The following is a 26988-nucleotide window of genomic DNA, read 5'->3' on the forward strand; positions in this document are numbered from 1 at the left end:
CGGGAGAGGAGCTGGACACGATGAGCCATCTCGTCTACTTCTCCAGCGTCTCGGAGAACACCCACCGCTTCGTCCAGAAGCTGGGGTGGCCCGAAGACCGTGTCACCCGGATCCCGCTGCACGGCCGCATCGAGGTGGATGAGCCCTACGTTCTGATCCTGCCCACCTACGGCGGCGGCCGTGCCACTCCCGATGTCAACAACGGTGGTTACGTGCCCAAGCAGGTCATCGCCTTTTTGAACAATGAACACAATCGGTCGTTGATCCGCGGCGTCATCGCCGCGGGCAACAACAATTTCGGTGCGGAGTTCGCCTACGCGGGCGATGTAATTTCGCGCAAATGCGGTGTGCCGTACCTGTACCGCTTCGAGCTGATGGGTACCCCGGACGATGTCGACGCCGTCCGCGAGGGTTTGAAAGACTTTTGGAAGGATCAGACGTGCCACCAACCGTCACAGCTGCAGAGCCTGTAACCACCGCCGCGCATGCGCTTCCTGGCGAGACGGATTACCACGCGCTCAACGCGATGCTGAATCTGTACGACGCCGACGGCAAGATTCAGTTCGACAAGGATGTGCTCGCCGCACGGGAGTACTTCCTGCAGCACGTCAACCAGAACACGGTGTTCTTCCACAGTCAGGACGAGAAGCTCGACTACCTGATCGAGAAGGAGTACTACGAGCGCGAGGTGCTCGACCAGTACAGCCGCAATTTCGTCAAGCAGCTGCTCGACCGGGCATTCGCCAAGAAGTTCCGGTTCCCGACGTTCCTGGGCGCGTTCAAGTACTACACCTCCTACACACTCAAGACCTTTGACGGGAAGCGCTATCTCGAGCGTTTCGAAGATCGTGTGGTGATGGTCGCGCTGACCCTGGCCGCCGGCGACACGGTGCTGGCCGAAAAGCTCGTCGACGAGATCATCGACGGTCGCTTCCAGCCGGCCACCCCCACATTCCTCAACTCAGGCAAGAAGCAGCGCGGCGAGCCGGTGTCCTGCTTCCTGCTCCGCATCGAGGACAACATGGAGTCCATCGGGCGCTCCATCAACTCGGCCCTGCAGCTGTCCAAGCGCGGTGGCGGAGTTGCCTTGCTGTTGACCAATATTCGTGAGCACGGCGCGCCGATCAAGAACATCGAGAACCAGAGCTCGGGCGTCATCCCGATCATGAAGCTGCTGGAGGACTCGTTCTCCTACGCCAATCAGCTCGGCGCGCGCCAGGGCGCCGGCGCGGTGTATCTGCACGCACATCACCCCGACATCTACCGGTTCCTCGACACCAAGCGCGAGAACGCCGACGAGAAGATCCGGATCAAGACGCTCTCGCTGGGCGTGGTGATCCCGGACATCACCTTCGAGCTGGCCAAGAAGAACGAAGACATGTACCTCTTCTCGCCGTACGACGTCGAGAAGGTCTACGGCGTCCCGTTCGCCGACATCTCGGTGACCGAGAAGTACCACGAGATGGTCAACGACGGCCGGATCCGCAAGACCAAGATCAAGGCACGCGAGTTCTTCCAGACACTGGCCGAGCTGCAGTTCGAGTCGGGCTATCCGTACATCATGTACGAGGACACGGTGAACCGGGCCAACCCGATTGCCGGCAAGATCACCCACTCGAACCTGTGCTCGGAGATCCTTCAGGTCTCCACGCCGTCGCTGTTCAACGAGGACCTGTCCTACGCCAAAGTGGGCAAGGACATCTCGTGCAACCTCGGTTCGCTGAACATCGCCAAGGCTATGGATTCGCCGGATTTCGCGCAGACCATCGAGACGTCGATCCGGGCGCTGACCGCGGTGAGCGATCAGACCCACATCTGGTCGGTGCCGTCCATCGAACAGGGCAACAACAGCTCGCACGCGATCGGCCTGGGGCAGATGAACCTGCACGGGTATCTGGCCCGTGAGCGGATCCACTACGGCTCCGAAGAGGGCGTCGACTTCACCAACATCTACTTCTACACCGTGCTGTTCCACGCGCTGCGGGCGTCGAATCTCATTGCGATCGAACGTGGTACGCGCTTCGGCGGATTCGAGGACTCCAAGTACGCATCGGGTGAGTTCTTCGACAAGTACACCGATCAGGTGTGGGAGCCGGCCACCGACAAGGTCCGGCAGATCTTCGCCGACGCGGAGATCCACATCCCGACGCAGGACGACTGGAAGCAGTTGAAGGAGTCGGTGCAGAAGCACGGCATCTACAACCAGAACCTCCAGGCCGTCCCGCCGACCGGGTCGATCTCCTACATCAACCACTCGACATCCTCGATCCACCCGGTGGCGAGCAAGATCGAGATCCGCAAGGAAGGCAAGATCGGTCGCGTCTATTACCCGGCGCCGTACCTGACCAACGACAACCTGGACTACTACCAGGATGCGTATGAGATCGGCTACGAGAAGATCATCGACACCTACGCCGCGGCCACCCAGCATGTGGACCAGGGGCTGAGCCTGACGTTGTTCTTCAAGGACACCGCCGACACCCGTGAGGTCAACAAGGCGCAGATCTACGCCTGGCGCAAGGGAATCAAGACGCTGTACTACATCCGGTTGCGGCAGATGGCGCTTCAAGGCACTGAGGTTGAAAACTGCGTCAGCTGCATGTTGTGACGACTGGTCGCTGACAGCGCAGATTCTGCGACAGCCGAGCTTTCGACCGGTGGCCTGATTTACGGGATCAGGCTTTGGTCGGAGGTCGTGCATCGCTATGTAGGACTTCCGAAGAGAGCCCGTTCTATCAGCCGCCAGCGGCTATGCCTCGTTGGCGGAGAGCCGAGATGGCGTACATCGTGTCTCGTCCGGTGAGCCTGCTACTGCGAGGCTAGGACCGCTACGGCAGGTAGGTCTCGATCATCTGTCGCAGTCCTGTTTGGACTGCAGGGTCGTCGCTGAGGGGTGCGGCGACAGCAGCTTTGGCGGCGTTGCGGGGTGTTAGGCCGTTGGCGATGAGTCGTCCGGCAGCGATGAGCACGCGGGTGGAGGCGACTTCGCGAAGTCCTGGTGCTTCGAGTCGGCGGATGGCTTGGCCGAGTCGGACGAGGTGTTTGGCTGTGTCGAGGGTGATGGCTGCTTCTTGTGTGAGGATTGTTTCTTCGGTTTCGGCTGTGGGGAAGTCGAATTCGATGCCGACCATGCGTTGACGGGTGGAGTCTTTGAGGTCTTTGAGGACGCTTTGATAGCCGGGGTTATAGGACACGACGAGTCCGAACCCCGGGGCGGCGTCGAGGGTAACGCCGAGGCGTTCGATGGGTAGCTGACGTCGGTGGTCGGCGAGGGGATGCAATACCACGGTGGTGTCTTGGCGGGCCTCGACAATTTCGTCGAGGTAGCAGATAGCTCCCTCGCGCACAGCGCGGGTTAGGGGTCCGTCGACCCATTGGGTGTCGCCGCCGCGGAGGTGGAAGCGGCCGACGAGGTCGGCGGTGGTCAGGTCGTCGTGGCAGGCGACTGTAATCAGGGGGCGGCCCAGGTCGTGGGCCATGGCTTCGACGAAGCGGGTTTTCCCGCATCCGGTGGGTCCTTTGAGCAGGATGGACAGGTGCTGGTGGTAGGCCGCGGTGAAGGTTTGTTCCTCATCACCGGTGGCGACGTAAAAGGGCCGTTCGGAGATGGTTGGCGCGTCGCGGTCTGATCGGTGGGCTTCGGTGGCGGTCATGGGTGTCCTTCCGCTGGTGATGGATCGTGGGGCTTGGCTATGTCGCTTTGCGGACGTCAGCAGAACGCAGCGCGGTGCGCACGAGCGTGTTGACTGCGTGTGCGAGTTGGGTGTGGTCGGCCACCGTGGCGTGTGCGGCGGTTCCGAATACTCGCCGGAGAGAGGGGGCGTCGGTGTTGGCGCCGAAGGTTAGGCACAGTGCTGCGGTGCCGCGACGGCGGGCTTCTGCGAGGGCTCGGCGGGAGTCGGCGGCGCCGTAGTCCTTGTCGTAGCCGTGGTCATAGGCCAGTCCGTCGGACAACACGATGAGTAGCCGTCGCATCGTGCCGCCTTGGGCCTCCAGTACGGCGGCGCCGTGGCGGATCGCCGCCCCTAGTCGGGAGTAGGCGCCGGGGGTGAGGCTGTGCAGTCGTTGCAGGGTGGCTGCATTCCATCTGTCGTTGAACCGTTTGACCGGGAATACGTTGACTGCGTTGCGGCCGTGGGAGTTGTAGGCGTAGAGCCCGACTCGGTCACCGAGGTCATAGAGGGCGCTGGCGATCGCGGCGGCGGCGCTGCGTTGTCGTTCGTGCACGGTAACGCCGCGGCCGTCGGGTTCGCCGGCTGAGCCGGAGATGTCGAGTAGTACCAGCACTGAGAGGTCGCGGCGGCGGCGCAGGCTGGCGATGTAGAGGTTCTCGTCCGGTGTGGAGGACGCCCGGGCTTGCACCCGGGCCTCGATCGCGGCGTCGAGGTCGATGTCGTCGCCGTGGGGTTGGCGGTGGCATTGATCGAGCCCGAGGGTAAGTCGGGCAAGGGTTTTGCGTAGCCGCGCAGCGTCGAGCGCGACCGGTATGTCCGGGGCGTCGCGCAGCGGTGGGTCGGTCTCGTTGACGGTGCACCAGTTGGGGCGGTAGCGCTTGACGGTGACATCCCACTCTGGATAGGTCAGGGTGCTGGGGTTGGGTGTGCCGGTAACCTCGGCGGCCGCCCCGGCCGCTGAGGACATCACGGAAATGCCGCGCCGGGCGGTGGTGCGACGGCCGAGGTGCGTGGCCGCGTCGGTGCCTGGGGAGCCTTCGCCGTCACCGCTGCGCACGGATTTGAGTAGGCGTTGCAGCAGTCGGCCCAGTGCCCCGGCCGTACCCCCGACGGAGAACATGTCCGCCCCCGCGCCAGCCCCGTCGTCGTCGAGGTCGTCTTCGTCGTCAAGGTCGGCCAACTGCCCGGACTCGCACCGCGGCGCATGCTGGGGTTCGGCATTGGTGTCGCGGGAACTGTCGGTGTGGGCGGCCAACACCTGTTTGGCGCGGATCACGCCAAACGCCGCGGGCGGGGCGGACAGGGGCTGGCGAGACGAGGCGAGCGTGAACGATGCTGAGGGTGAGGTGCTGCGGGGCGCGGTCTGAGGGTCGATGACCGGGTGCGGTGACGGGGGAAGCACTGCCTGGTTGACCCACAGCGCACGCGGACCCTCTAGGGCCAGGTAGCGTGCCGCGAGCTTGGGGCGCCGTCGCAGCCCGCGCATGGTGTCGGGGTGCAAGCTGCCGCCAGCGATCAGGCAGGCCTGCACAGTTACCGCGGTGAGCTGGTCGTGCTCGCTGCTGGCCGGGTCGATGACCAGGGTGTTGCCGTCGGTCCATGCCGATTCTCCGCGCTCGCCATAGACGACGCGCAGCGTGCGGCCGGCCAGAGCGGAGGCGAACAAGTCAAACCGGCGCGCGGCCTGCTCGTCAGGCGTCATGACGGGATTCGCATGTGCGGGTGCCGCATCGTGGGGTTTAGTCATGGCCCGGGCCGCAGCGCCCTGCCTGCACCGGTCCGTCGATGGTGGGGCGGCCGTCGGGTTGCCCGGAGAGCCAGGTGTTCCACTTGCCCTCGAAGAACGGCCCGGGGTGGCCGGCTTTCTCGTAGAAGCCTTGCGGGTCATACACTTTCGTCTCCGGGAACGGCCAGGGGCAGGCCACCGACGTGGAGAGCTTGCCGGCACGGATGATCAGGAAGCCTCCGCCGTACACAGCGAGGTAGGACAGGGTCAACGCCATGAACATCACCAGGAACGACGCGAGTGCGGGGCGGGTGGGCAACAGGCGCAGCCGCTGGGCGAGCTTTTCAGCCTGAGTCCGGCCGGTGTCATCGCGGTAGACCATGATCGAGGCGGCGATCATCATCGAGGTGGCCAGCCCACTTTCCCACAGCAGAGGGAACTGGTTGTACTGGCCGACGAAGATGGACCCGAACTCGGGCACCTGTGAGTAGGCGTACACGCGCTTGCTGATGCACACGATCTCGACCACCGCGTCCAGGGCGAACCCGATCACGAACGTGATCGCGCTCAGGGTGATCAGCGGGTGGCGCCATACGAAGCTGTCGAGCGGGCGGCGGCCCTGCAGTTTGCGCAGCAGCGGGATTGCCACGAATGCCGGCACGATGAGCACCGAGGCGTAGGCGATGCACACGAACGGCTCGACCAAAGGAGATATCGACACCCACGGCCAGTCGACCGGGAAGTGCCACAGATCGGGACTGAACACCGAGTACGACACCCAGTCGGCTTGTGGGTCCAGCCACGGCAGCGCCGTGCCGGCCAGCACCAACAGCAGATACGGGTGGCGGGGATGTTTACGCCACCCGTAGACGAACGCCGCTCCGCCGACGATCATCATCACCAACGTCCAGATGTTGCACATCGGCGCCCAATTCGGCAGACCCTCGACCGCGCGCCAGGCTTCCTCCGAGGGCTGCGGATTGGCGATGCGCGCTTCGTCGGCACCCAGCTTGGCGTGCGCGCCGACGAACACCAGAACACCGAGGCCCAGCACCCACCACAACGCCGTGATCGCGACCCCCGTTCGCTTCCCGGTGTCGACCGGTTTCAGGTCCGTCTGCTGTTCGGTCATTGCTGTGAACCCCTCGCAAGTCAGGTGTCGTCCGCCGCACAGCGGCGTGCTATTCCTACCCGATTTCGCTGAAGAGTGTCAACGAAATACTCCCGGGCCAGCTAGTCGCTCGTGTCCCGCGCTGAGGCTCAATAGTGCCCTCGAGTAGCGATTTATCGGGGATATAGTCTCGTGGAGGCTGCGAATATGCCGTTCGTTTCGGGATCTACTCAATGAACAGTTTCATTCAATCTTGCGCAATGAGGCACAATACGGGGGTGCAAGGTGTGCCGAACCAGCGCGTGGCGCAGCGTCAACAGACGCGTGAGCGAGTACTTGATGCCGCCATCGTGGAATTCAGCCGCGTGGGGACCGCTGCTGCTGACATCAACGCCGTCGTCAACGCGGCGGGGGTGGGGCGGTCAACCTTCAATTTTCACTTCCCGACGCGCGAACACGTGTTGCTCGAATTGATCCGTCGCGAGGAAGCCCGCGTCGCGGAGGAACTTGGCCGTTTCCTGGAGACCAGACACGATCTGCCGACGGTGCTCAACGAGATCGTCCGCCTAGTAGTGGACCTTGAAGACCGTTGGGGGCCACTGCTGTTCCGCGACGTTTTGGGTTTGTACTTCTCCTCAGCACGCCCCGACGACGACGCATGGACCGACCATCCCACCATCGTGCTCCTGGCAGCGGAGATCCTGCGCGCACGCAACCGAGGCGATGCCCGCGCCGATGTGGATTCGTTCCACTCGGCCGTCTTCTTTCTGCTCGGGCTCTACGCCTTACTCACCACGCTGCGCGAACCCGCACCCATCCGCGAGAGCGTGCTGGCCAAGTACGTCACCAGCACGCTGTACAGCCTTGGAATGAATCTGCCCGCCAGAACCGAGTAAAGGCAGCGCCACATGACGCCTGCCTATCGGCCAGCGCAAGAATGTCGCGATCATTGATGAAACCGTTGGGGGCAGCAGTCATGCCGCGGTGATGTCAGGCCGGGCTCACGTGGCAGGGAACGCCATTGATCGCATGGGTGTTGCTCGGCACATCGATGATGTCGGTGGGATTGAGCAGGTTGTTGTTGATTCCCGGATGACGGTTCGCGGTGGCCAACTGCGTTCCGTCGAGACCATGCCCCCAGCCGTGGGGGAGCGACACCACACCGGGCTTGACCTCGTCGGTGACCTCGGCAGCCACCGTAACGGTGCCTTCGGAGGTGGCGACGTTCGCCATCGCGCCGCTTTCGACACCGGCACGCGCCGCGTCGATCGGGTGGATGAGCAGGGTGCAACGGTCACGTCCCTTCATGAGGGCAGGGACGTTGTGCAGCCAGGAGTTGTTGGACCGCAGATGCCGTCGGCTGATCAGCACGAGCTCGGGAGTCTCGCGCTCCATACGCGACATTAGCCGGGGGATATCGCTGACCAGATGGTCGTGCAGCAGTTCGACCTTGCCCGAGGGCGTCGTCACACTCGTCTCGAGCCGTCCCCCTTCGAGTTCGGCCAGCCGCAGTCCATCGGGATGGCGCCGCACCTCGCTCAGGGTGAGACCACCCGGCCGGTCGCCCAGTTGATCACCCCACGGCCCCACCCGAATACCCAGATCCATCAAGCGTTCTGGCCCCTTGCCGGCCAGAGCGGACATGACCTGCCCGGCGTCGCGGCCCGTCAGCGGGTTGCCCGAAATGCCGGACATGGTGGCGACCATCCCACCGACGTAGAGGTCGTCGAGCGCGGCGACGTCGACCTCGGGAACCGGCGTGCCGAACATCGCGCCACCGAGCCGCAGCAGCAACTCCCACTCAGGGGGACGCTGGGGCTCGCGTTCGAAGACCGGTTCCGAGTACTTGATGCAGGATGCGACCGAGTACATCCAGTAGAGGTCGTCGAAGTGGGGTAGTTCCAGAGGGGATGATCCGGGCAGGATCACATGGGCATGCCGGGTGGTCTCGTTGAGCCAGTTGTCCACCGCGATCAACGCGTCGAGTCGGCCCAACGCCGCCGACAAGCGCCCGGCGCCCGGCGCCGAGACAGCTGGGTTACCGGCAACGGTGATCAGCGCGCGAAGCCGACCTTCGCCAGGTGTGTCGATCTCCTCGGCCAGGCAGCCCACCGGAAAGCTGTTGAGCACCTCGGGCGCTCGCCGGACGCGGCTGCGATAGCGGCCGAACTGCCATCCCGGCCCGTTCTGGTCGGGTGGCTTGGCGAACATCGGCGCCCAGACCGCCGGTTTCGGGAACACCGAACCGCCGGGGCGGTCGAGCACACCGAGGGCGGTATTGATCACGAATACCAGCCAGGTGGCCAGGGTGCCGAATTCCTGTGTGCAGGCGCCGATTCTGCTGTACAGCACCGGATGTTCGGCCTGTGCGAGGTCAGCGGCCAGCCGGCGGATCGTGCGTGCGTCGATACCCGTTGTGACAGCAACTTTCTCGGGCACGAAAGGCTCGGCCATCGCGATGATCTCATCGAGCCCAGTGATCTTGCCGCGCAGATGCTCGGGGCGCCGCACCCAACCGTTCTCGGCCAGGGTGCGCAGAATGGCGAACAGCAGCAGCGCGTCGGTGCCGGGTTGGATCGGCACCCACTCACTCGCACGCTGCGCGGTCGGAGAGCGGCGCGGGTCGACAACCACCACGCGGCCGCGCTGTGTCACACCGGACAGCAGGCCCATGATGTCGGGCGCCGACAGCATGGAACCCTGCGAGGCAGCCGGATTGGCGCCGAGGATCACCAGGTGGTCCGCGCGGTAGAGGTCGGGGATGGGCCCGTTCCACATCCCGCCGAACAGCAGGGTGCTCACCACGTTCAGCGGCCATTGGTCGACGGTGCCCGGCGAGTAGTACCCCTTCATGCCGGCCGCCTCGGCGAAGCCGATCAGCGCCCCGATGTAGGTGGCCAAGTGGCTGTTGTGTGCGACGGGGTTCCCGACGTAGACACTCAGCGCGCCGGCACCGTCGGTATCGAGGACGGGCCGCAGCACCCGTTCGGTCTCGGCGAGCGCGTCATCCCAGGACACTGCCACGTGAGTGCCGTCGGGCAGACGCACCATCGGCCGGCGCAGCCTGTCGGGGTCGGCGTGAAGGTGCCCGAGCGACACCCCTTTCGGGCAGATGTGCCCGCGGGACCACACATCGTCGGGATTGGCGCGAATGCCTTGGACGTGGCCGTCACTCACCGTGACATGCAAACCGCACATCGCTTCACACAACGGGCATGTCACCTTGTGAGAAGGCATGTCGTCTCCTGACCGGTTGGGCTTTCTAGGGGCGCGTGCGCTGTGCCCGGATATAAGTGTTGAGCACGTCGACCAGGGTCCGGCGATCTCTGCTGGTGTCCAGGGGCTGCGGCGAAACCATTTGGGCGAGAACGATTCCCCGTAACGTCGCCCAGATGAGGTTGCCGATCTCGGTGGCCTGTGGTGCGTCCAGATCTTCGCCGAGGTGTCTGCCGAGCTCGGTGAATTCCCGCATGGTGTCGGATAATTGGGCGTTGACCTCGCTGTCGCGCGCGGCGCGGGTGGAGATGAGGATCTCGAGGGCGGCCATCGAGGTCGGGCTTGAGAACGCCTGCCACAGTGCGTCGACGACCACCTCGGTGCGGCGATCGGTGGGCAGGCTTGCTGTCTCGTGACGAAGTCTCTCGAGTGCCCCGGTGAGTTCGGCGATTCCCTGGTCGACCACTGCCATCAGCAGTCCGCCGAGGTCTCCGAAGTGATACTGCACCACGCCCCAGGTGAGGCCGGCGCGCTCGGTGATGCGCCGCACGCTGGGTGCCGCGAAGCCTTCGTCGAGGATGTAGCGCACCGTTTCGTCGATGACCGTTCGGCGCGTGCGTTCGGCGCGTTCCTGGTTGCCGCTGGGCGGCCGCCGGGGTACTGGGGACCCTGCCATGCGCCCTATGTCACCACATCGTGCCGGCAAGGTGGTCGAGCGGCCGGAGGTCGTGGGCAGCGCGGATACCGGCGGGGGCGCGGCATACCGCCTCGATCGCGTTGACGGCCCGCGCCGCGGTGGCGACGACGCCGCCGATGTTGTGATCGATCCCGGATCCGCCGACATGGGTGTCGATTCGGATACCGGGATCGCCTTCGACGGTGACGCGGTGGACGCCGGGTCTGCCGTCTGGGGGACGGGCCCAGTCCGGTGCATCATTCGGGGTGAGTCGGTTGACGTGCTCCATGGTGATGATCACCTCGCCGTCGCGGACGCCTTCCACCGCGAACCGGACGGCGGCCACCTGGCCGGGCGCGACGTCCATCATGGTGGTGGAGATCGGTTCCGGAGTCACCCATTTCTCGTGTCGCTCGCGTACGTCGTCGAGTGTGACGCCGAGGTCGCGGGCCAAGCTGCGCACTTGGATTCCCCACATCGACGCGAGCACGCCCGGCGCGAAGAGGATGGGCTGGTGGTCGGGATCGGTGCCGAAACCGAAACTGACACCGGTGAACTCGGCGTCGTCGTAGCTGCCGTATTCGCAGATCTCCTGGACGGTGATCGCGGTGGCCCGGCCGGCGAGGCTCAGCGCCGAATAGACGAGGGTATCGCCGGAGAAGCCGGGGTCGATGCCGTTGACGTAGAGCGTCGAGTTGCCGTCCTGGCACGCGCGCTGCAGCGGTTCACGCAGCCATGCATCGGTGAATTCGGGGGCGACCAACCAGACAAAGGATGTCCCGACGACGTTCGTCCCCGCACGCAGGAAGCGGATCAGATCCGCCATGGCCTCATGCGGACGGGTTTCGGCCTGGGAGGTGTAGACGACGCAATCCGCATGCAGCGCGACGAGTTCCTCGATGTCCGACGTGGTGGTCACTCCGGCGGGAGTGGACAAACCGCAGAGGTCTGCGGCATCACGCCCGACTTTGTCCGGCGATGCGGCGTGCACACCGACGAGTTCGAGATCTGGGCGCCCGATGATGGTCCGCAGGGCGTGGACACCGACGTTGCCGGTGGAGAATTGAATGACTCGGCGGGTCAATGGTTTTCCTTCAGAGTAGGTCGGTGATGGTCTTGAGGCCGGCCTCGTAGAGGACTCCGGGGAGCATGCCGCCGTCGATCTCGATGGTGGTGCCGTTGATGTAGTCGGCCGCACCGGAGGCGAGGAAGACGCAGGTGCGCCCCACTTCGGCGGGCTCGCCACCTCGTTTGAGGGGGATCGGGGCGAAGTACTTCTCGCCGTCCGGGTCATCCTTGGGCAGCACGAAGGACTGGAAGTTCTCGGTGACTGTGGGCCCGAGCGCAACGCAATTCACCCGCACCGTCGGACCCCATTCCTGGGCCAGCGACCGTGTCATGTGATTGAGGCCGGCTTTGGCCGCGCCGTAGGACACCAGCGTGGGGGAGCCTGCCGGATGACTGGCCCCGCTGGAGATGTTGATGATGCAACCGGTGCCGTCCTGCGTTTTCATCTGCCGATATACGCGGATGGCGAACCACAGCGGACTGATCAGGTTCATCTGTACGGCGAAGGCATGGAACAGCACGCTGCGCTCGTACTCGTCGTCACTGGCGGGCGCTCCTTGGATGCGCGACACCAGGCTGGGCACTGCATCGACCGATGGCGAGGGGACGGTGCCGCCGGCATTGTTGACCAGGATGTCGACGTGCCCATAGGTGTCGGACACCCGCGAGACGAAGGCGTCGATAGCCCGGTAATCCGCTTGGTCGCACACCATTTGAGCGGAACGGTCAGCCCAGTCCGGGTTGGTCTCGGTGCCAGGAAGCCTGTCCAACGGTGCACGAGAGCAGCCGATCACCGTCGCACCTGCGCGAAGGAGTTCGTGCGCGATACCCACTCCCACACCACGGCTCGTACCAGTGACTATCGCGACTTTTCCGTCCAAATCGGGAGATGCGTCGGAGCTGGCCACGCCAAAAGATTACATCTGTTATTTTTCTTGCGTCGCGAAATTACCGACATTGGGGTGACACCCAGGCATCACGGCTGGGTGCACAGAAGGGAGTCGACGATGAGCAACGTTCCGAGTCGGCGCGCGCGCTTGGCGCACGCGGCAAAGCACGCTGAGCTGTGGAACGCCGGTAAGAAGGACGAGTGGGTGGCGTCGTGGCGCACCATCTGCCCGGGCGAGGTCCGGATGTTCGACCCCGTCGGTACCGAGGAGAAGCACGGCTTCGCTGCGGCCACCTCCGACGCGTTCGACATGTTCCAGTCGATCCTGAAGATCAGGATGATCACCGTGCAGGTCAATGGCGACGAGATGGCCTGGGTCTGCGAGAACTCTTTCGGCACAGAGCCCGACGTCCAGTCGGCCTACAGCATCGAGACTTTTGCCTGGGATCAGGCCGGCAATCTGCTGATCAAGACCTACTATCCGATGCCCGAACATGTTGGGCCGGACGAAGATCCGTACGCGCACCTTCTCCCGGCGGACACGCCGGAACCTCACTGACCCATCGAACGATCACCGCTGTCCGCCAGCGGTTTGAGGATCAGCTCTCGCGCGTCTGCTCCGCACGTAGCGACTTCAAGCGGCGCTCCTCGCGCAGAACGTTCTGGTAGCTCTCGCGTTCGGCGACCAGCCACTCCGGCTTCTCCTCGAGCAGATGATCGATCTGCTCGGTGGTGAGCGCATCCCCGACAGCGCCACGCGCCAGACCGGCGATCGAGATGCCCAGCTTGGCTGCCACGAGGTTCTTGGGATGCGGCCCGTTCTTGCGGAGGTCCTTGAGCCATTGCGGCGGGTCCGCCTGCAGCGCGGCGAGCTCGGCACGGGTAATCGCGTTCTCCTGGAACTCGGCAGGTGTCGCGGGCAAGTAGACGTCCAGTTTCTTCGCCGCGGTGGCGGGTTTCATGGACTGCGCGTTCGGCCTGCTCATGGCACCAGCGTATCGGTAGCCTGAGATGGTGGCCCCCAGCTCCCTCACCCTCGGGTACGTCCCCGGTGGGACGCCGGCGAAATGGGCGCGGATCTGGGCGGAACGGCATCCCGGGGTATCGCTGCGGTTGTGCGCCGTCGCCGCGGCTGATGCGGCCTCCGCTGTGCGGGACGGCACCGTCGACGTGGCGTTACTCCGGCCATCGGCCGACGCGTCTGGGCTGGCCGTCATCCCTCTCTACGAGGAGACAACGGTGGCCGTGGTGCCGACCGACCACCTTCTCACCGCCGTCGACGAGATCACCGCCGCAGACCTCGACGGTGAGCCGACTCTGCTCCCGCTCGATGATGTCGTCGCCTGGGCGGGCGCTCCCGGCGCCGTCGTTGATCACCGACCCGAAACCACCTCAGATGCAATAGAACTCGTCGCCGCGGGAATGGGAGCGCTCATCGTTCCGCAGTCGCTGGCGCGGCTGCATCACCGCAAAGACCTCACGTACCGACCGATCACCGATGCACCCACCTGCCCGGTGGCGCTCGCCTTCTCGGAAGGGCCGCAGTCGGCGCTGGTCGAGGAGTTCGTCGGCATCGTGCGGGGACGCAAACCCAGTTCGTCGCGCGGACAGGCCGAGGCGGCACCGAAACGCACCGCACGGGAGAAAACTCTCGCCAAGCAGGCAGCCCGCGCCGCAGCGGGCAAGGTAGCTCGCAAGCCGGACTCGGCCAAGCGCGGTCGGCGCTGACGCACCGGACGCGTTCGGGGACCGGACACGTGGGGAATTTGCGAAGCGGTGCGCACGGTTCGTGCCCATATGACAACTAGCGGTGACGTTGCGTCGTTCGGTCCCAATGCGCCTGGATACGTCTGGAAGTCGACGGCTGACGTCGACCCGATCGAAGTCTTTCCCGGAATTACCGTCCAACTGCTCTGGCGGGGCGCAAACGGAGCCAAGGCGGCGATCACCACCATCGCGCCGGGAGCGGTCTGGGGTGGTGAAGACCTACACAGCCCCGGTCCCGAAGAGGTCTATGTGGTCTCCGGTGTCTTCAACGACGGCGTCAACGACTACGCCGCAGGCACATTCCTGCACGCCCCGGCCGGATCATGGCATGTACCGCAGTCCGCGGAGGGCTGCGTGCTGTTTCTTTTCTATCCGGAAGGATAAGCGTGGCACGCTGTGTGCGCGTGCTGGATTGTCAGGTGGGAAGGGATTCCAGGATTTCGGATGCCGCCTGTGTCCACGACGCGACGTCGGGCGGCCCGGGAATGTTGCCGCCCACAAGCACGACGTTCGCCAGATACTTGTCCGTGGCGACGCGCATCGCAGGGAAATCCCTCGGGGCAGTGAGCGGTTCGATGAGCATGAGTAGCCCGACGCCGGGAACCTCAGTGGCCCCCGGTCGGCCGATATCGGCGAGGAGCTCCTTGGTGATCACTCCGGCGGTGGGCGCCTGGACCTTGATCGTGGCCGTGAACGACAGCACGCCGCCTGCGGTGGCGTAGTAATTGCAGCTGTGCCCGACGGACCCATCGGAGTTCTTGATTACGGCGTCGAGGCCATCATCGATTCCAACGCCGGCGAGGGCGGACATCTGCGCTCCGCTGAGTAGACAATCCGAGGGCAGGACATGGTCTCGCCACTTCGCGGTGGGTGAGCTCTGCGCCGGAGTGTCGTGGACGTCGGTTCCGGCGACCGGTTGCCCGGTGACGACGTGCGAACACGCAGTGGCACACGCGAGGGCCCCAAGTGTCACGGCGGTTCCACAGTTCCTGCCGAATCGTCCTCGCCAAGGCACTTTGCCACGCTATCTGATGTGGAGGAGGGGCGATGATGCAGTTGAGTTGCTGATCCTGTCGATTAGCGTGCTGATCTATGGGGGAAGGAAATTCGACGGCCGCCCCGGCGCCGCAACGTTTCGGGATGCTCGATGTTGACGACGGCAATCGCATGTATTGGGAGACGCGGGGCAATCCTGCGGGCCGCACGGTGCTGATCGTGCACGGTGGTCCCGGTGGTGGCCGTTCGCACAGCGCGCACCGGACGTTCGATCACACCGTGTTTCACATTGTGTCGTTTGATCAGCGCGGCTGCGGGGACAGCCTGCCCAGTGCCGCTGACCCGGCTACCGACATGGCGCACAACACCACCCAGCACCTCGTTGCCGATATGGAAGCGCTTCGGATCCATCTGGGAGTACAGCGGTGGCTGCTGTATGGCGGTTCGTGGGGGTCGACGCTCATAATGGCCTACGCCGAGCAGTATCCCGAACGGGTGGAAGGCATCATCCTGATCGGGGTGACAATGACCCGCCCCAATGAAATCGACTGGCTTTACCGCGGTTTGCGCCTGCTGTTGCCGATGGAATGGGCCCGTTTCCGGGCTGGTGTGCCCGAGCATCTGCGCGACGGCAATCTCGTCGAGGCATATCGGGTGCTGATGGAAAACCCCGACGTGGCGGTGCGTGCACAGGCGGCGCGTGATTGGTGCGAGTGGGAGGACGCGGCGATCGCGCACGAGACCCAGGGGACGCCGGGCCAATACAGCGCGCGGTCCGGTGCCGCGCAGCACGCTTTTGTGCGCATCTGTACCCACTATTTCGCCCGACATGCCTGGCTCGAAGATGGGCAGCTGCTGCGAAATGCCCACCGCCTGGCCGGGATTCCCGCTGTGCTGATTCACGGCCGTCTCGATCTGTCCGCTCCACTGCGCACTGCGTGGGAACTCGCCCAGGTGTGGCCAACGGCCGAACTTGTCGTCATCGAGGACTCCGGGCACACCGGAAGTCCCGCACTGGTAGCCGCGATCAGACATGCGGTTTCACGGTTCACCGACGGTGATCTGAGTCGGCCCAGGCAAGCGTGAGGCCCCAGCGACGAATCGCGCGAAGGGCCTCACACTCGCTGTCTAATGCCTACGTGTGCTGCGGGCTCTGTGCCTTCTTGTACAGCGACTTGAGCAACATGTCCCGGAACGTGTGGTTGTCCAACGCCTTGAGACCCGCGCCCGCGACGGCGGGCATCCCGGCGAGCTTGTTGAAGAACCGACCGCGTCGGTATTCACGCCCCCACGCCGCGCGCATCCGCTGCTCGTAGTTGGTGAAGTCGTCGGGCCCGCCGTTCGTCAGCGCGGCAATCGCGCATTCGCCTGCGGTCAAACCGGATTCGAGTGCCTTGGAGATACCGGCCCCGGACACCGGCTTGCCCGCACCCAGCGAATCCCCGACGAACAGCACGCCCGGACGCCACGGAGGCCAGGCCGTGAAGCCCATCGGCAATCGCCAGGCCCGCACGCTCTTGTTCTTCTTGAGCTCCTCGATCGGGGGCAGCTCCCATTCGGCGGGCAGGGTCCGCAGGAAGTCGCCGAGGAACTGCGTGGCGTTGATGGACTGCCAGTTCTTGTAGCTGTTGACGTAGCCCAGGCCGATGTTGAACCGGCCGCCGCCCATCGGGAAGACCCAGCCGTAGCCGGGCAGTTGATCGCCCTGGAACAACAGCTTGAGGTAGATCTCGAAGGCGTCGGAGTCGGGACGGTTGGCGTGCATCTCGGACCGGATCGCGATGGCCGAGTAGCCGTTGTACTCCGAGTCGATCTTCAGGGCCCGCTTGATGGGGGAGTAGGCACCGTCGGCCGCGATGACCGCGTCCCCGAATACCTTCTCACCGCTCTTGAGCACCACGCCGACCACGCGACCCTTCGCGTCGAACTCGGGCCCGGCGACCTCGGCGCCTTGACGCACCTCGGCTCCCGTTGACTCGGCATGCTTGAGCAGCAGCGTGTCCAGTTCGGTGCGGCTCACGGTGTGGCCGTGGTCCGGCATCCCGGGACGACGCGGGAAGGACAGCTCCCACTCGCTGGGGCTGAACACGGTCACCTTGTTGACCCGATGAAACTTGGAGACCTCGTCGGCCAAGCCCATCTTCTGCAGGTAGCTCACCGCGCGGGCGGTGAGTCCGTCACCACATGGCTTGTCGCGGGGGAAATCCGCTTTGTCCAGGACCAACACCTTGGCGCCGGTCTGGGCGGCCTGCCACGCCGCGGCCGACCCCGAGGGGCCGCCACCTGCTATGACCAGGTCGTATCGCTGCGTCATGAGCCTCGTCTCATCCGTTGACTGTGGCAACGATATTACCCAAGTGAGGTGTCGGCGGCTTGGCGGGCGAACGACCGGGTCAAACGGCAGAACCGCGTGTTGTGAGGCGGTCTGAGCAGGTCAGCGCCATCAGGGCGAGTACAGTGATCGCGTGCGGCGAACGTCGAGATCACATTCCAGCGATAGCCCGGGCGTCAAGGTTGATGCTCGTAGCGAGCGCTGGCGGGAGCACCGCAAGAAGGTGCGCTCGGAAATCGTCGACGCCTCGTTCCGGGCGATCGACCGCCTGGGCCCCGAGGTCAGTCTGCGGGAGATCGCCGAAGAGGCCGGTACGGCCAAGCCCAAGATCTACCGCCACTTCGCCGACAAGTCCGATCTGTTTCAGGCCATCGGTGAGCGCCTACGCGACATGTTGTGGTCGGCGATCTTCCCGGTGATCAACCTCGGCGCCGACCCGGCCCGGGAGGTCATCCGGCGCAGCGTCGACCAGTACGTGCGGTTGGTCGACGAACACCCAAATGTGTTGCGGTTTTTGATCCAGGGCCGGTTCGCCGAACAGAGCGAGTCGACCATGCGTGCGCTCAACGAAGGTCGCGGCATCACCCTCGCGATGGCCGACATGTTCTCCAACGAGCTGCGCGAGATGGAACTGGACGGGGCTGCCATCGAACTGGCGGCGTTCGCCACCTTCGGTGCGTGCGCGTCGGCTACGGACTGGTGGCTGGGCACTGATGAAGACAGCCCGCGCCGGATGCCGGCTGAGGAGTTCGTCAACCACCTCACCACGATCATGGTCGGTTCCATCAACGGCACCTGTGAACTGCTCGGCATCTGGATCGACCCGGATCTGCCGCTTCACGAGGGTGTCCAGCGTCGCCAGCACGCCAGCTGATCGTCTCGTTGACAGTCGGGTCCCAGGTCCGGAGACTGGGAAATATCCGGTACCGCCGTTCCCAGAAAAGGACCTGAGCTATGACGGCTGCCCAACCCTCGCCGCAGGGTCAGCAACCCATCCACACCCGCGCCCTGATCATCGGCAGCGGGTTCTCGGGGATGGGGATGGCGATCGAGCTGCAACGCCGAGGTGTCGACTTCCTGATCTTGGAGAAGGCCGACGAATTCGGTGGGACCTGGCGCGACAACACCTACCCGGGCTGTGCCTGCGACATCCCGTCGCACATGTACTCGTTCTCGTTCGAGCCCAAGGCGGACTGGAGCCACATGTGGTCCTTCCAGCCCGAGATTCAGGACTACCTGCTGGGCGTGGCCGCCAAGTACGGGCTGCGCCGCTACACCCGGTTCAACACCCACGTGGACCGCGCGCACTGGGACGAACAAGAGCTGCGCTGGCATGTGTTCAGCGACACCGGGCAGGAGTTCATCTCCCAGTTCCTGGTGTCGGGAGCCGGCGGGCTGCACATTCCGCAGATCCCCGAGATTCCAGGCGCCGAGGACTTCGCCGGTGCCGCTTTCCACTCCGCCGAGTGGGACCACAGCGTCGACCTCACCGGCAAGCGGGTCGCAGTGATCGGCACCGGGGCCAGCGCCATCCAGATCGTGCCCGAGATCGTCAAAGACGTCGCGGAGCTGCACCTCTACCAACGCACCCCGGCCTGGGTGATGCCACGAGTGAACAACAAGTTCCCGCAATGGATTCGGCGCTTGTTCAGCTATGTGCCCGGCACCCGCGCGGCGATGCGTGCCGCCATCTACTGGATCCACGAGGGTGTCGGCTTCGCCATGACGCAGCAACCGCGGCTGCTCAAGATCGGCGAGGCGATGGGGCGCTACAACATCAACCGCAGCATCAAAGACCCAGAACTGCGTCGCAAACTCACGCCGAGCTACCGCGCCGGGTGCAAGCGAATCCTCAACTCCGACAAGTACTACCGCGGAATCGCCAACCCCAAGACCCAGGTAATCACCGAGGCGATCACCCGGATGACGCCGACCGGCATCGTCACCGCGGACGGCGTCGAGCATCCGGCGGACGTGGTCGTGTGGGCCACCGGCTTCCATGTCACCGATTCCTACACCTACGTCGACATCAAGGGCGCCGGTGGTGAGGACCTGGTGGACCGCTGGAACCGCGAGGGCATGGCAGCCCACCGCGGCGTCGCGGTCTCCGGAATGCCGAATCTGTTCTTCCTGCTCGGGCCCAACACCGCACTGGGGCACAACTCGGTGGTGTTCATGATCGAATCGCAGATCCGCTATGTCGGACAGGCGATCGCCGCCGTCGACCACGCCGGAGCTGCCGCGCTGTCGCCCAGTCCTCGCGCCCAGGCGGAGTTCAATGCCGAGCTGCAACGCGATCTGGCCGACACCGTGTTCAACACCGGAGGTTGCCGGAGCTGGTACATGGACGCCCACGGCGTCAACCGGACCCTGTGGAGCGGCATGACCTGGCAGTACTGGCTGGCCACGCGCAAGCTGGACCCGAAAGAGTTCGATTTCATCCATGAGGCGCGCGACACGAAAACACAAGGTGTTGCGGTCACCGCGGGTCATTAGCCCCAGGGGTAGTGTCGTGGATACTGTCCGGCAAACACAACAACCTGGCGAAATGAGGTTCCGGTGAGCGAAGGCATGAAGCTGATCGACCGTGTCTCAGCGATCAACTGGAACCGGCTCCAGGATGAAAAGGACGCCGAAGTCTGGGATCGGCTGACCGGTAATTTCTGGTTGCCGGAGAAGGTGCCGGTGTCCAACGACATCCCGTCGTGGGGCACGCTCACCGCGCACGAGAAGCAGCTCACCATGCGGGTGTTCACCGGCCTGACACTGCTGGACACCATCCAGGGCACCGTCGGTGCAGTCAGCCTGATCCCCGATGCGCTCACGCCGCACGAGGAAGCCGTCTACACCAACATCGCCTTCATGGAGTCGGTGCACGCGCGCAGCTACAGCAACATCTTCTCCACGCTGTGCTCGACGGCCGAGATCGACGACGCGTTCCGCTGGTCGGAGGAGAACCCGAACCTGCAGCGCAAGGCCGAGATCGTCATGCAGTACTACAAGGGTGACGAGCCGCTCAAGCGCAAGGTGGCCTCCACCCTGCTGGAGAGCTTCCTGTTCTACTCGGGCTTCTACCTGCCGATGTACTGGTCCAGCCGGGCCAAGCTGACCAACACCGCCGACATGATCCGGCTGATCATCCGCGACGAGGCCGTACACGGTTACTACATCGGCTACAAATACCAGCGCGGGCTGGCGCTCCTCGACGAGGAAAGGCGCACGGAGCTCAAGGATTACACCTACGAGCTGCTGTTCGAGCTCTACGACAACGAGGTCGAATACACCCAGGATCTCTACGACGAGGTCGGGCTCACCGAGGACGTCAAGAAGTTCTTGCGCTACAACGCCAACAAGGCGCTGATGAACCTCGGCTACGAGGCGCTGTTCCCCAAGGACGAGACCGACGTGAACCCGGCGATCCTGTCCGCGCTCTCACCGAACGCCGATGAGAACCACGACTTCTTCTCGGGCTCGGGTTCCTCGTACGTGATCGGCAAGGCGGTCAACACCGAAGACGAGGACTGGGACTTCTAAAGTAGCTGTTCAGAGCGACATCATTAGCTGAGGGCGGACTGGAAACGGTCCGCCCTTTTGCTTGCCCCGGGTTCCGTTCCTCTCCTGCGGGCAGCAGAAGATGTTCGCCTCCGCGTTCAGTCGAGCCCTCGCCGTGGAGTGACGGCTTGGAGCAGGCGTCGGTGTCGGAGGCCCGGCCTACTCTGATGCGACCAAGCTGAGGAGGAACCGGGGATGAACAAGGCGGAGCGTTTGTGGCGGGCGGCTGCGGGACGGCGTGCTGGCGTGGCTGTATGAACTGCGGATTGACGGACGTACGATCACCGCGGCGGAGCCCGGAGCATTTATGGCCGCGACATCCTGGTCCGATACCGAGGTAATCGACCGCGAGCTCAACGACGCGGTCGAGTGGCTGATGGAGGAGGGCTACCTCGATGGCACCGGCACCATGCAGCGAGTCGTTATCCGACCGCGCCTGACCCCCTACGGCGAGAAGTACGCCGCCTCCGGCCGATCCGTTCGAGACCTCCCGGGAGTCGTCGAAGTGAATAGTCCCTACCTGCATATCGAGGGCAGCAGCGGCGTCGCCGTCGCGTTCGACAGCAACAACGTCACGCAGACCGTCAACGTCCAGCAGAAGGTCGAGCAAGCGCAGGCCCTCGCCGAGGCGATCGAGCAGGCGATGCCCGACGTCACCGACGCCCAGTTGCGCGCGGACGCCGAGCAGTTGGCGTCTGAGATCCGCGCCGAGGCGAAGTCGGGGGAGTCGAAGCCGGGCCGATTCAAGGAGTTGGCCACGAAGGCGATGACGGCGATCGCCACTGCGGCCGGAACCGAGGCGGGCAAGGCGATCATCGACGCGGCGCTTCCGCTGTTGTCCTAGTCGCGTACTGCCCGAGCTTGATGACCGCTGTGAATCGCGGCTCCTCCTACTGGGATTCGAATCCCCAGGTGATCGCGTGGGCGAGGGCGGGAGAGTAATACGCGCGGTCCGCTGTCTTCTTGAACCGCAGCGATCCAGGGTGCTCCGGGAACAGTAGGTACGTCATGTCGGGCTTGACGCTCCGCGGCTCGGCGAACGGCCACGGCAGATGTCGGCCCTCGGAGTACCGGGTCGTGAGCACCTGCTCCGCGTCCTCACCGAGTCCGATGATCAGACGCGGCGCAACGACAACCAGCTCCTCGTGGAGGAACTGCAGGCAGTTGTCGATCTCGTACCGCTCCGAGGGCCTGTCGTCGGGCGGGTGGCAGTGCACGACGTTGGTGATGAACAGCTCGTGCTTCTCGCGACCGGCGATTTCCAGGGCGTCGTCGATGTACTTCCCGCTGCCGCCGGTGAACGGGATGCCGGCCGCCATGCACTTGCGGCACAGACTCTGTCCGACGATGGCCACCGGAGATTCCGCCGACCCGTAACCCGGCGCCGACGCCGTGACGCCCGGCTCGTTCATCCCCGGACACGCTCGGCACGCGCTGATCCGGTCCGCGATGAGCTCCAGCTGTCGCCGTCGGGTATCTGCTGCCATCGCGCGATCGTCTCACCGGGCGCCGACGGGTGCGAACAGTTTGCCGAGATATCGAAAAATCCCCCGACCACCAGTGTCGTGCGAGGCTTTCCGCGGCGTGGGGAAACACCTGTATCCCGCCGTATCGAGAGGGGCGGACATGTGGGAGGAGGGAGACGCGGCGGTGGGTGATCTGTTGAAATCCCCAGTGTTCGGACCGGTGGACCGGATACAAGAGCCGCTCTCAGTGAGCAACTGGTGGGCCGATCGCGGAATCACGCTCAGCTCAGCTCAACTGAACTCAACCGCCCCGCGTTGTTCGGGCTCGCCGCACAACGCTGGGAGAGCGACGAACCGGACTGGGTGACGTTCCTCTGGCACGTTCTCGCGTGGGACGTGGTGGGCGACTATCGGAACGCATCGAAGATCGTGGCCAGCGCCGCCAACGCCTTGCATCGTGCCCAGTTGAACGACGTCTTGCGAGCCACCGCCGACGCGAGCCGCCGCGGTGACATCCGATCTGCCTACACGGCGATCCACGGCAGGGTTGCCCGTTTGTGACCGGCCTTCTCTCGAAGTTCCTGTACCTCACCTCCGGCCGGGAGGCACCGGGACCGCTGTGCCTGATCCTCGATTCCCGTGTCAGTGCAGCGGTTTTCACACTGACCGGTCGTGACTGGAAGGAGACGGCCCGCGACGTACGAGCGGTTCTGCGGCGAGGTCCACCGGTGGTCAGAGCTGTTGGGACTGCCCCAAGTTCAGTTGACTCGCGGCAGTCCCTGTCGCTGCCCATTCGAAGTATCGATCACAGCGGAACATACGGCTCAGTGATTTTCACTTCATCTATAGGGCGACTGCCAACGCTACTGCAGCACAACAAAACTACAGCGCCGCGTGCGCGCTACCCGGCGACCGTTTCGGTTTGCCAGACTTCGTGACCGCCGAATGCCTTGGCAGGCCGATCGTTTCAATGGCCGATTCGGTGCGTGACTGCCGCGTGCCGAGCCAACACGTTGCCTGTCGCCCCACCCGTGAGTACAACCACTGGCGTGAAGTCGAAAAGCGCGTCAATTCATATGACGAGCATACTGCCCAACTAGGCGCGCCATCCATGGCGACACTGACCGACTTTGGGCGCGCCGAAGTCATTCCTAGTGGGAGCGTGTGTGGTTGTCCCGTCCCTCTTAGCTGAGTTTGCAACAGGCCCGCAGACGGGCGTGCGTTCGGGTACGTTGCTTTGGTGCGGCCAACCAGCTGCTTACTGGGGGTAAAGATCAATCATGCGGGGTGCTCACCGGGGCGGGGCCGTCGGACTGCTTGTGTTGCTCACAAGCTCGCTAGTGCTGGCTGCGCCCGCCAGAGCTGACGACCGGTGCACCAACCAAATCGACTACGCGGGCGATCCCAGGTCCAACGCTGAGATCAACAGTATCGGTGCGTCGACGGGGCATTGCCCCGCGCCATTCCCCGCCAGTACCGGCAGCAATGGCAAGTTCACCAGCATCCAGCAATTCGGCGACGCCTACTCGGGCGCAGTGTGCGGCGAGCTGGCCGCAGACCCTCAGCGCCACACGATCTGGGCCATGGTGTCGGTCTGGATGACGCAGACGAATCTCAACTACGGCCAGCTGCAACAGGGCATCGGCTACGCCATCGCCAACTACTGCCCCCAGTACAACGGCATCTACCAGTCGTATCGGAGTTACTACCCATGACCGTCCGCCGACTTTGCCCTGTCTTGGCCGTCATCGGTGCTCTGGTGTTTTCACCGTTGATTGCGGCACCCTCGGCTACCGCTCTGCCTCCAGGCTGTGACTGGAGCACCGATGAAGGCACGCAGGCCTGTATGGGTGGTGGGCCCTTCGACGCGGGCAAGAACGGCAACGGGGACACGTACGAGCCGGAGGCGCGGACCCCAGCGCCGGGCCGTGCACCGACAATTACCAACCCTCAAGGTGTTCGACCGGTCATCATGGCCGACGTGTACGCACTCATCTGCAACGATCTCGATACCAACGGTGTGTCAGTTCCCAGCGTCACCAAGATTCACCACGTACTGATGGACGATCCTCAGTACCAGCACCCTGCGGCTGATGCTGGACGAATTGTTGCTATGGCTGTTGAAAACACATGCCCCGAGTACAAGCGGGCACTGATGCAAGCCACAGATCAAGCGCTCTCTCGTTAGGGCACAGCCGTACCGGCGGCACGATGTACGGCGACACACCCCACACCAGCGCGAGTCATGTGTTAACCCGCGGGCTGTGCCCACATTTTGCCCACAATCTGCTGCAGGTATCTGCAGGTATCAACAGGTAGGCATTTTTGCAGGTAATCGCCATAGTCGATCGTCCGAACAGGTGGCCGCGCAGAACCACGACTTCTTCTCGGGCTCGGGTTCGAGCTACGTCATCGGCAAGGCCGTCAACACCGAAGACGAGGACTGGGCTGGGACTTCTAGCTAGTTGGCGTACGGGTTGCGCCCCTCGCCGGTGTTGAGCAGCAGTGGGTTGTTCGGATCGAGGACATGGCTGCCGCCAGGGCTGAGGACGAACCCCGCCCCGTCAAAGGAATTACTGCACATCGTCACCGTGCCGTCGGTGCCACACGTCACATTGCGGAAGCTGATGCGTGAACCGGGCGGCAAGCGGTTGGGCAAACCGTCGAACACGAACAGCGGCCGGTTGTCGCTCATAAACGTGGGCAGCCCCTGCTGTGCGCCCGTGACCGCGTTGGCCCCATCGGGTGATGCGGGCAGCGGGCCGCTGCAGCCGTACTTGCCCGATCCGCGGCCGATCGCGCACGCGATATCGCCCGGCACCGCGAATGCGTAGTACTCGCCGTTCTGCATCGCGAAGTCTGACGGCTTCACGGGCGTAAGTGCGTTGAGATTGAGTGGCGGCGGGGGTGGAGGTGGCGGTGGGTCGCCTGCTGCCATACCGGGGACGCCGGCGCCGGCCCCGACAGCCACGCTCATCACAGCCACCAGCATCCTCATGCGCATCGGACCACCTTAAGGCGCCATTTCCTTGCACGCTGAATCACTCGCAAGATACCGCCGTTGCGCGGCCGGCCGCTCAGCGTTCGCCCAGTGAGCTGACAGCTGGCACTGATATCAAAAGAACCGATGCACCAGCTCATTGCGCAGATCTCGCTGATCCACGGCTGGTTCCCGGTAGTCGTCCAGCTGATCGCGGCACTGCTGCTGGGAGCCGCCGTGGGCTGGCGCACGCAACGCTGGCGGCTGCGGGTCCTGCCGGCGCTGGTGGCTGCGGCCGCCGTGCTGGCGGGCCTGACCTACTGGTACATCGATTCGATCGGGGTGGCGGGCAACGCCGGGCCGCTCGAGCTGTGGGTCTGGATCGCGTTGAGCGTGCTGGCCGTAGGCGTGGCGTTGCTGGGTTGGGTGAGTGCCCGATGGTGGCGGCGCACCGCGTCGGTGGCCGCTGTCGGGGTGTGTGGTCTGGCCTGTGGTCTGACGCTCAACATGTGGGTGGGGTATTTCCCGACCGTGGACGCCATGTGGAAGCAGCTCACGGCGAGTCCGCTGCCGGGACAGACCGACCGGCTGACCGTGACGAAGATGCAACTGGCGCACTTTCAGCCCCCGAGTGGTGTTCTGGTGCCGGTGACCATCGATTCGCAGGCTTCCGGTTTCAGTCACCGCAGTGAACTCGTCTACCTTCCGCCGGCATGGTTCGCGAGCAGCCCGCCGCCGCAACTTCCGGCGGTCATGATGATCGGGTCACAACTGAACACCCCGGCCGACTGGCTGCGGGCAGGCAATGTGCTGGGCATCCTTGACGGGTTCGCGGCTGCGCACGGCGGTAATGCTCCGGTGTTCGTGTTCGTCGATGCCACCGGCTCATTCACCAACGACACCGAGTGCGTCAACGGCACCCGAGGCAATGCCGCCGACCACCTGACCAAGGATGTTGTCCCGTACCTGATCTCGAACTTCGGGGTGCGTGCTGATCGCGACGGTTGGGGGATTGCGGGCTGGTCGATGGGTGGCACGTGCGCGGTGGACCTCACGGTGATGCATCCCGACATGTTCCGGTCGTTCATCGACATCGCCGGTGATCTGCGCCCGAACGCGGGAGACAAGACACAGACGATCAACCGTCTGTTCGGCGGGGACGCCGATGCCTGGGCGGCGTACGACCCGGTCACCGTCATGCAACGGCACGGACCGTACTCCGATGTGTCGGCGTGGTTCGAGGTGCCGCACCACGGTGGTGTAACCCATGACCCCACCGCCAATCCTGAGGCCCAAGACGTCGCCGCGACCACGTTGTGCGAGGCAGCCCGCGCCGCAGCGATCACGTGCTCGGTGCAGACCGCGCCCGGCCGCCACGACTGGGCGTTCGCCGCTAATGCACTCGGTGCCGGGCTGCCGTGGTTGGCCGGGCAATTGGATACTCCGGGCGTGGAACAGACCGGACTGCCGCCATCGACGTTGGGTCCGCAACCCACGAACGTCCAGGCCGCTCCACGCTAGGAATCGCCGCGCGA

The 26988-nt window shown here is 64.4% G+C and carries 27 protein-coding genes and 1 pseudogene; 16 read left to right on the forward strand and 12 right to left on the reverse strand.

All coding sequences use genetic code 11. The features are described from left to right. Window positions 1–20: 20 nt before the first annotated feature. Both nrdI and nrdE read left to right on the forward strand, forming a co-directional pair. On the forward strand, window positions 21–473 hold the full coding sequence (nrdI, locus tag ACZY08_RS13775) for a class Ib ribonucleoside-diphosphate reductase assembly flavoprotein NrdI (protein WP_463744325.1): 453 nt from the start codon (window positions 21–23) through the stop codon (window positions 471–473). After that, window positions 440–2608 carry a class 1b ribonucleoside-diphosphate reductase subunit alpha gene (gene nrdE / locus ACZY08_RS13780; RefSeq protein ID WP_463744324.1) on the forward strand — a complete coding sequence of 723 codons (2169 nt, stop codon included), beginning with the start codon at window positions 440–442 and terminating at the stop codon, window positions 2606–2608. Before nrdI ends, nrdE begins: the two co-directional genes overlap by 34 nt. A gap of 220 nt (window positions 2609–2828) precedes the next feature. Here the strand turns inward: nrdE and ACZY08_RS13785 are convergent, their stop codons facing one another. The 3 genes from ACZY08_RS13785 to ACZY08_RS13795 are packed head-to-tail and all read right to left on the reverse strand — an operon-like array spanning window position 2829 to window position 6532. Continuing rightward, entirely contained in the window at window positions 2829–3653 is an 825-nt protein-coding gene (locus ACZY08_RS13785) for an AAA family ATPase (RefSeq protein ID WP_463744323.1), read from the reverse strand. 37 nt (window positions 3654–3690) lie between these two features. Next, on the reverse strand, window positions 3691–5421 hold the full coding sequence (locus ACZY08_RS13790; protein WP_463744322.1) for a nitric oxide reductase activation protein NorD: 1731 nt from the start codon (window positions 5419–5421) through the stop codon (window positions 3691–3693). Beyond that, window positions 5414–6532, reverse strand: coding sequence for a spirocyclase AveC family protein (locus ACZY08_RS13795; RefSeq protein WP_463744321.1), 1119 nt, complete (start codon window positions 6530–6532; stop codon window positions 5414–5416). Before ACZY08_RS13795 ends, ACZY08_RS13790 begins: the two co-directional genes overlap by 8 nt. A 239-nt stretch (window positions 6533–6771) precedes the next feature. On the opposite strand from ACZY08_RS13795, the gene ACZY08_RS13800 reads away from it, so the two are divergent. Next, entirely contained in the window at window positions 6772–7407 is a 636-nt protein-coding gene (locus ACZY08_RS13800; protein WP_463745253.1) for a TetR/AcrR family transcriptional regulator, read from the forward strand. 94 nt (window positions 7408–7501) lie between these two features. Here ACZY08_RS13800 and ACZY08_RS13805 read toward each other — a convergent pair whose 3' ends face one another. Genes ACZY08_RS13805 through ACZY08_RS13820 form a run of 4 tightly spaced genes read right to left on the reverse strand, consistent with a single transcriptional unit; the run spans window position 7502 to window position 12379 of the window. After that, entirely contained in the window at window positions 7502–9748 is a 2247-nt protein-coding gene (locus ACZY08_RS13805; protein WP_463744320.1) for a molybdopterin-dependent oxidoreductase, read from the reverse strand. Between the two features lie 25 nt (window positions 9749–9773). After that, entirely contained in the window at window positions 9774–10403 is a 630-nt protein-coding gene (locus ACZY08_RS13810; protein WP_463744319.1) for a TetR/AcrR family transcriptional regulator, read from the reverse strand. Between the two features lie 10 nt (window positions 10404–10413). After that, a complete protein-coding gene (locus ACZY08_RS13815; RefSeq protein WP_463744318.1) occupies window positions 10414–11487 on the reverse strand; it encodes an NAD(P)H-dependent amine dehydrogenase family protein in 1074 nt (357 codons plus the stop codon). Between the two features lie 10 nt (window positions 11488–11497). Next, entirely contained in the window at window positions 11498–12379 is an 882-nt protein-coding gene (locus ACZY08_RS13820; RefSeq protein ID WP_463744317.1) for an SDR family oxidoreductase, read from the reverse strand. A 99-nt stretch (window positions 12380–12478) separates the two neighbouring features. On the opposite strand from ACZY08_RS13820, the gene ACZY08_RS13825 reads away from it, so the two are divergent. Further along, the gene (locus ACZY08_RS13825) at window positions 12479–12919 is read left to right on the forward strand and encodes a hypothetical protein (RefSeq protein ID WP_463744316.1); all 441 of its coding nucleotides are present in this window, start codon (window positions 12479–12481) and stop codon (window positions 12917–12919) included. Window positions 12920–12959: 40 nt separating this feature from the next. Here the strand turns inward: ACZY08_RS13825 and ACZY08_RS13830 are convergent, their stop codons facing one another. Further along, window positions 12960–13346, reverse strand: a complete 387-nt coding sequence (locus ACZY08_RS13830) for a DUF5997 family protein (RefSeq protein WP_463744315.1) — start codon at window positions 13344–13346, stop codon at window positions 12960–12962. Between the two features lie 25 nt (window positions 13347–13371). Between ACZY08_RS13830 and ACZY08_RS13835 the strand changes: the two genes are divergently transcribed. Then, window positions 13372–14088 (forward strand): LysR family substrate-binding domain-containing protein, encoded by a 717-nt coding sequence (locus ACZY08_RS13835; protein ID WP_463744314.1) that lies wholly within the window; start codon window positions 13372–13374, stop codon window positions 14086–14088. Window positions 14089–14157: 69 nt separating this feature from the next. After that, the gene (locus ACZY08_RS13840) at window positions 14158–14511 is read left to right on the forward strand and encodes a cupin domain-containing protein (protein WP_463744313.1); all 354 of its coding nucleotides are present in this window, start codon (window positions 14158–14160) and stop codon (window positions 14509–14511) included. A gap of 31 nt (window positions 14512–14542) precedes the next feature. On the opposite strand, the gene ACZY08_RS13845 is transcribed toward ACZY08_RS13840, so the two are convergent. Further along, window positions 14543–15100 carry a hypothetical protein gene (locus tag ACZY08_RS13845; protein WP_463744312.1) on the reverse strand — a complete coding sequence of 186 codons (558 nt, stop codon included), beginning with the start codon at window positions 15098–15100 and terminating at the stop codon, window positions 14543–14545. Between the two features lie 119 nt (window positions 15101–15219). Between ACZY08_RS13845 and pip the strand changes: the two genes are divergently transcribed. Beyond that, entirely contained in the window at window positions 15220–16209 is a 990-nt protein-coding gene (gene pip, locus ACZY08_RS13850) for a prolyl aminopeptidase (protein WP_463744311.1), read from the forward strand. A gap of 49 nt (window positions 16210–16258) precedes the next feature. Here the strand turns inward: pip and ACZY08_RS13855 are convergent, their stop codons facing one another. Further along, window positions 16259–17437: a geranylgeranyl reductase family protein gene (locus ACZY08_RS13855; RefSeq protein ID WP_463744310.1), complete on the reverse strand. Its 1179-nt coding sequence runs from the start codon at window positions 17435–17437 to the stop codon at window positions 16259–16261. A gap of 151 nt (window positions 17438–17588) precedes the next feature. Here ACZY08_RS13855 and ACZY08_RS13860 point away from each other — a divergent pair, with 151 nt between their 5' ends. From ACZY08_RS13860 to ACZY08_RS13875, 4 genes are all read left to right on the forward strand, one after another. Beyond that, the gene (locus tag ACZY08_RS13860; RefSeq protein ID WP_463744309.1) at window positions 17589–18329 is read left to right on the forward strand and encodes a TetR/AcrR family transcriptional regulator; all 741 of its coding nucleotides are present in this window, start codon (window positions 17589–17591) and stop codon (window positions 18327–18329) included. A gap of 80 nt (window positions 18330–18409) precedes the next feature. After that, entirely contained in the window at window positions 18410–19951 is a 1542-nt protein-coding gene (locus ACZY08_RS13865; RefSeq protein WP_463744308.1) for a flavin-containing monooxygenase, read from the forward strand. 75 nt (window positions 19952–20026) lie between these two features. Continuing rightward, window positions 20027–20989, forward strand: coding sequence for a class 1b ribonucleoside-diphosphate reductase subunit beta (gene nrdF, locus ACZY08_RS13870; RefSeq protein ID WP_166909448.1), 963 nt, complete (start codon window positions 20027–20029; stop codon window positions 20987–20989). A gap of 325 nt (window positions 20990–21314) precedes the next feature. Continuing rightward, the gene (locus tag ACZY08_RS13875) at window positions 21315–21851 is read left to right on the forward strand and encodes a hypothetical protein (RefSeq protein ID WP_463744307.1); all 537 of its coding nucleotides are present in this window, start codon (window positions 21315–21317) and stop codon (window positions 21849–21851) included. Window positions 21852–21897: 46 nt separating this feature from the next. Here the strand turns inward: ACZY08_RS13875 and ACZY08_RS13880 are convergent, their stop codons facing one another. Further along, window positions 21898–22494 carry a uracil-DNA glycosylase family protein gene (locus ACZY08_RS13880; RefSeq protein ID WP_463744306.1) on the reverse strand — a complete coding sequence of 199 codons (597 nt, stop codon included), beginning with the start codon at window positions 22492–22494 and terminating at the stop codon, window positions 21898–21900. Window positions 22495–22674: 180 nt separating this feature from the next. Between ACZY08_RS13880 and ACZY08_RS13885 the strand changes: the two genes are divergently transcribed. The 4 genes and pseudogenes from ACZY08_RS13885 to ACZY08_RS13900 all read left to right on the forward strand — a co-directional run. Beyond that, on the forward strand, window positions 22675–23034 hold the full coding sequence (locus ACZY08_RS13885) for an 8-oxoguanine DNA glycosylase OGG fold protein (RefSeq protein ID WP_463745252.1): 360 nt from the start codon (window positions 22675–22677) through the stop codon (window positions 23032–23034). A 719-nt stretch (window positions 23035–23753) separates the two neighbouring features. Beyond that, complete coding sequence (locus ACZY08_RS13890; protein WP_463744305.1) at window positions 23754–24188, forward strand: hypothetical protein; 435 nt, start codon at window positions 23754–23756, stop codon at window positions 24186–24188. Window positions 24189–24211: 23 nt separating this feature from the next. Continuing rightward, a complete protein-coding gene (locus tag ACZY08_RS13895; RefSeq protein ID WP_463744304.1) occupies window positions 24212–24661 on the forward strand; it encodes a hypothetical protein in 450 nt (149 codons plus the stop codon). A 175-nt stretch (window positions 24662–24836) separates the two neighbouring features. Further along, window positions 24837–24938: pseudogene (locus ACZY08_RS13900) on the forward strand (hypothetical protein); the annotation flags it as partial. Here ACZY08_RS13900 and ACZY08_RS13905 read toward each other — a convergent pair. Then, window positions 24935–25477 carry a hypothetical protein gene (locus ACZY08_RS13905; protein ID WP_463744303.1) on the reverse strand — a complete coding sequence of 181 codons (543 nt, stop codon included), beginning with the start codon at window positions 25475–25477 and terminating at the stop codon, window positions 24935–24937. The pseudogene ACZY08_RS13900 and the gene ACZY08_RS13905 overlap by 4 nt on opposite strands. A 123-nt stretch (window positions 25478–25600) precedes the next feature. Between ACZY08_RS13905 and ACZY08_RS13910 the strand changes: the two genes are divergently transcribed. Further along, entirely contained in the window at window positions 25601–26974 is a 1374-nt protein-coding gene (locus ACZY08_RS13910; protein ID WP_463744302.1) for an alpha/beta hydrolase, read from the forward strand. The last annotated feature ends 14 nt before the right edge of the window (window positions 26975–26988 follow it).

Source organism: Mycobacterium sp. IDUB_9, from assembly GCF_055419505.1.